The sequence below is a fragment of the Xenorhabdus entomophaga genome, from assembly GCF_037996725.1.
Lineage (GTDB): Bacteria > Pseudomonadota > Gammaproteobacteria > Enterobacterales > Enterobacteriaceae > Xenorhabdus > Xenorhabdus khoisanae.
In genome coordinates this window covers 1-1,961 of sequence record NZ_JBBMXH010000224.1, presented here as the reverse complement: position 1 = coordinate 1,961, position 1,961 = coordinate 1, and the positions used below count along the sequence as shown (strand labels likewise).

3 protein-coding genes are annotated in these 1,961 nt (G+C 34.8%); all 3 read left to right on the top strand.

Annotated features, from left to right (window positions below; genetic code table 11):
• A partial coding sequence (locus tag AAC854_RS22305) for a lysis protein (RefSeq protein ID WP_422824127.1) occupies nucleotides 1-276 on the top strand: 276 nt, incomplete at its 5' end.
• Nucleotides 277-392: 116 nt separating this feature from the next.
• The gene (locus AAC854_RS22300; protein WP_285810409.1) at nucleotides 393-911 is read left to right on the top strand and encodes a hypothetical protein; all 519 of its coding nucleotides are present in this window, start codon (nucleotides 393-395) and stop codon (nucleotides 909-911) included.
• 19 nt (nucleotides 912-930) lie between these two features.
• Entirely contained in the window at nucleotides 931-1,830 is a 900-nt protein-coding gene (locus tag AAC854_RS22295; protein ID WP_340619008.1) for a Kiwa anti-phage protein KwaB-like domain-containing protein, read from the top strand.
• The last annotated feature ends 131 nt before the right edge of the window (nucleotides 1,831-1,961 follow it).

Below are 1,961 nucleotides of genomic sequence, written 5' to 3'. Positions count from 1 at the left end.
ACCCGACACACGCAGGAACTCGCCAATGCCAAGATTGAAATCGATACTCTTCGGGCTGATGTTGCCGCTGGTCGTCGCAAGCTGCGCATCAAGGCCACCTGTCCTGTGTCTGAAACCGTTACCTCCGTCAGCGTGGGCGCTACAACCACCGTCGAACTCACTGGAGAAACTGGATCTACTGTTCTCGATATCCGAGCAGGCATCATCAACGACCGGGCAAAACTGAGATATTTGCAGGATTACATAAAAACTGAATGTCAACAACCGATCGAATAATTGATATTTTATTGTTTGGGCAGGCATCATTTATTTAATATAAATTAACTATTCTGTTTTGAGTTAAATCAATGTACACTGTGTTTTTATACAGTAACAAAAAAAGGGAGGTGAAAATGTTTTTAAGCAAACTTGCTCGCTTTGCATTAACTGCAACCTCTGTGGCTCCTGTATGCATCACATTGGCTTATTTAGCTTTTATTCAGAAAAAATACATCATGCTCAGTATGTATATACTTGTAGGTGTCGTAAGTGTTTGTCTCTGCATTTTTATATTAAAGTATTCTGTCCTCAATTCTGGGCGCACAAAAAAGAATATAAAAACAGCCACTCCCGCCAATAAGGAAGTAACTAGTTATTTTTTAACATATTTATTTCCATTACTCAGCACGTCAGGGACATTTTTTGATTGGAAGATTGCTATATTCTTTTACATTAGTTTACTTGTTTATGTTTCTTTTTCTGAGGGTTATAGTTTTAATCCATTATTATCATTCTTCGGATATAAATTCTATGAGGCGGAAGATGATACAGGTGTTAGCTTTGTGTTAATTACTAAAAGAGATTTATTTTCAGTGAATAATGACAGATTAGATGTTATAAAATTAACAGCTCATACATATATTGCTGTTTAATTCACAAAGGAAATGATTTATGGAATTATTTGCTATAACCGATACTGGTAAAATTGTGAAGATTCTCACTGATGCACAAACACAAATATCTGTAACTTCCTTGTTTAAAAGGCAAAAAGATTATTTTGAAAATAATTACACAACATCTGTAGAATTTAGTGGTGGTTATATCACCAGTCCTGCGGAATATTTTTGCATTGATAATTTTGATGATGTTATAGGTGTTCTTGATGCAATACAAACTCCTGACTCTATTCAGGAGTGGAGTCCGCAGGATATATCTATTTTTAACATAAAGGCATTATTTTCCGGCGAGATAGTTTCATCTGGCGCAGTGGGTAATATAAAAGCGTACCTCCAATGTTTTGATAAAAGACAAATAATAGATAATAAAAAAACAATATTTCATAGTATTCTTCAAGATGACAATACTTTTAAATTATCTGACTCTGACGGGTTGGTTATCGATAACAAGCTAACGGCAATACTTGAGAATGATAAATTAAAATTCAAAAGCTTTCATATGCTGAGGAGAATATTTGATGTTGATGGATATTTTAAAGAAGCAACCGATGATGACTTGAGAGAATTTGCCAATCATGAGCACTTCCATATTTCAAGCGATTTTGACCTTACAAACATTGCTGATACTGTGATAAGAAAGAAAGTATCATTAATAAATAAATCAAGAGTTTTAGAGGATTACACTGTAGATGATTTATTATCCATAGCGAAAGTAAATGACGTAACTCTTGATTTGGAGATATATGAAGATGGTGGTGAAAAGAAAATTACAATGCCACAAGAAAAAAAACACATTAAGAGGCTGTTGAGTTTTTTGGATGAGGACTATTTCACCTCACAAATCACCCGGACATTATATCAGACAAACTCTAAGAAAAAAGTGAAGATAACTTAGTGTAATTGCTATCATTGCAATGAATGATAACCATTAAATCACTCTAACGATTTAGTTATCACCCAACCCCAAGCCATCACCTCCCGTGGTGGCTTTTTTGTATCTAACGCGCATTCACAGCGCCATTCTTT

Excerpts from the sequence above, each read along its gene's own strand:
- AAC854_RS22300 (WP_285810409.1), top strand. The coding sequence starts at position 393 with ATGTTTTTAAGCAAACTTGCTCGCTTTGCATTAACTGCAACCTCTGTG.
- AAC854_RS22295 (WP_340619008.1), top strand. The coding sequence starts at position 931 with ATGGAATTATTTGCTATAACCGATACTGGTAAAATTGTGAAGATTCTC.